3 protein-coding genes are annotated in these 2591 nt (G+C 65.3%); 2 read left to right on the forward strand and 1 reads right to left on the reverse strand.

Features of this window, described 5'->3' with window-relative positions; all coding sequences use genetic code 11:
• Positions 1-429 (forward strand): hypothetical protein (locus tag EOA38_RS33220; protein ID WP_127301218.1); only part of this gene is annotated, 429 nt, incomplete at its 5' end.
• 20 nt (positions 430-449) lie between these two features.
• On the opposite strand, the gene queF is transcribed toward EOA38_RS33220, so the two are convergent.
• On the reverse strand, positions 450-911 hold the full coding sequence (queF, locus tag EOA38_RS33225) for a preQ(1) synthase (RefSeq protein WP_127301219.1): 462 nt from the start codon (positions 909-911) through the stop codon (positions 450-452).
• Between the two features lie 138 nt (positions 912-1049).
• On the opposite strand from queF, the gene EOA38_RS33230 reads away from it, so the two are divergent.
• On the forward strand, positions 1050-2591 hold a 1542-nt coding region (locus EOA38_RS33230), incomplete at its 3' end, for an NADH:flavin oxidoreductase (protein WP_127301220.1).

The raw sequence follows: 2591 nt of genomic DNA on the forward strand, positions 1-2591 counted from the left end.
CCTGAGAGCAAGCCGGCCGAACCGGCACCTGCCGCCCCCGTCCTTCCCGGGTCGCCGACGGCGGTAGTGAAGCCTTTCTACGAGCATCTCGGTCTGGAATTGGACCCGGCCCAGCGCAAGAACTTCATCGACCCGGCCAAGAGCGTGCTCGACAAGAGCGACGCGCTGCGTGCCTCCGGGCAGGGCGAATGCCTCGACCCCAACATGGCCCTCGACAATGCCGACTACGACAAGCTCGCCATCGACAAGAGCCTGCGCACCATCGAAGCCATCAATGGCGACGAGGCCAAGGTGGTCGTGGCCTTCGTCGCTGCTGGCAACAAGCATCGGCTTGAATGGAAGCTGAAGAAGGTCGGCGGCGACTGGAAGATCGCCGACCTCCTGTCGGTCACCGGCGAATGGGCGTTGAGCCAATACCAGTGCGAATGAGCGCGATTAACCCAGTCCCCTCAGCCCCTTCCGCGATAGGGCGCCACGCCGGTGTCGGGCAGCCAGGCGCCTTCGGGCGGAGCGCCGGTCTGCCAGAAGACATCGATCGGAATGCCGCCGCGCGGGAACCAGTAGCCGCCGACGCGCAACCAGAGCGGCTTGGTCGCCTCGACGATGCGGCGGCCGATCATGACGGTGCACTCCTCGTGGAAGGCGCCGTGATTTCGGAACGAGGTCATGAACAGTTTCAGCGACTTCGATTCCACCAGCGCCTTGTCCGGCGCGTAATCGATGACGATGTGGGCGAAGTCGGGCTGGCCGGTGACCGGGCAGAGCGAGGTGAATTCCGGGCAGGTGAAGCGCACGATCGCCGGCGGTCCGTCGCCGCGATTGAAGGGCACGGTCTCCAGGACCGCCTGTTCGGGGCTTTGTGGCGTCTCGACGTGCTTGCCGAGCTGGGTGAGGTTTTTTGCATCAGTCATGGGCGGCTCCTTGCTCCCAGCCGTTGGAAGCGCAGTTCAACGGGCGGGTGCGAAACGAAGGTTGAAGAAGCGCTGCAGTCCTCTCGGGCGCAGCGCGTTTGACCGCTCATTAGCACAATTTGAAACGGCAGGAAGACGATGACCAGCAACGACCCGCTTCTCCAACCTTACCAGCTCAAGCACCTGACGCTGAAGAACCGGGTGATGTCGACCAGTCACGAGCCGGCCTATTCCGAGGACGGCATGCCGAAAGAGCGCTACCGGCTCTACCATGCCGAGAAGGCCAAGGGCGGCATGGCGCTGACCATGACGGCGGGCTCGGCGATCGTCTCGCGCGACAGCCCGGCCGCCTTCGGCAATCTGCATGTCTATGACGATCGCATCGTGCCGTGGCTGGCGGAACTCGCTGATGCCTGTCACGAGCATGACTGCAAGGTGATGATCCAGATCACCCATCTCGGGCGCCGCACCGGCTGGAACAAGGCGGACTGGCTGCCGGTGCTTTCGGCTTCGCCGGTGCGCGAGCCGGCGCATCGCGCCTTTCCCAAGACCATCGAGGATTGGGATATCGAGCGCATCGTCGCCGACTATGCTTCCGCCGCGCAGCGCTGCCAGGCCGCCGGCCTCGACGGCATCGAGTTCGAGGCCTACGGCCATCTGATGGACGGCTTCTGGTCGCCGGCCACCAACCATCGCGACGACGATTTCGGCGGCTCGCTCGACAACCGGCTGCGTTTCACCAACCTGGTGCTGGACGCGGTGCGTGCGGCCGTCGGGGAAAAATTCGTCGTCGGCATCCGCATGGTTGCGGACGAGGATTTCGAAAAAGGCCTGTCGAAGGAGGAGGGCGTCGAGATCGCCCGACGCTTGGCCTCCTCCGGTAAGGTCGATTTCCTCAACATCATCCGTGGTTCGATCGAGACCGACGCGGCGCTGACCAAGGTCATCCCGGTGACCGGCATGCGTTCCTCGCCGCATCTCGACTTCGCCGGCGAGGTGAAGGCGGCGACGAAATTCCCGACCTTCCACGCGGCGCGCATCTCCGATGTCGCCACGGCGCGCCATGCGATCGCCACCGGCAAGCTCGACATGGTCGGCATGACGCGCGCCCATATTGCCGATCCCTATATCGTCAAGAAGGTGATGGAGGGCCGCGAGCACGAGATCCGTCCTTGCGTTGGCGCAACCTACTGCCTCGACCGCATCTATGAAGGCGGCGAGGCGCTTTGCGTCCACAATGCCGCGACCGGCCGCGAAGCGACGATCCCGCATGTCATCGCCAAAAGCAAAGGGCCGAAGAAGCGGGTGGTCGTCGTCGGGGCCGGGGCCGGCGGGCTCGAAGCCGCGCGGGTCGCCGCCGGACGCGGCCATCAGGTGACGGTGCTCGAAGCGTCGAGCCAGGCCGGCGGCCAGGTGCGGCTCGCGACGCAAAACCCGCGCCGCAAGGAACTGATCGGCATCATCGACTGGCGGCTCGCGGAACTGGACCGCCTCGGCGTCGAGATCCGCTACGACACATGGGCCGAGAAGAACGATGTGCTGGCGCTGTCTCCGGATGTGGTCATCGTCGCGACAGGCGGCCTGCCGCAGAACCCGCCGCTGGCGGCGGGCGACAACCTCGTCACCTCGAGCTGGGACATCATGGCGGGCAGCGTCAAGCCGGCCGAGAACGTGCTGCTC

The sequence above is a fragment of the Mesorhizobium sp. M1E.F.Ca.ET.041.01.1.1 genome (assembly GCF_003997355.1).
Classification (GTDB): Bacteria; Pseudomonadota; Alphaproteobacteria; order Rhizobiales; family Rhizobiaceae; genus Mesorhizobium.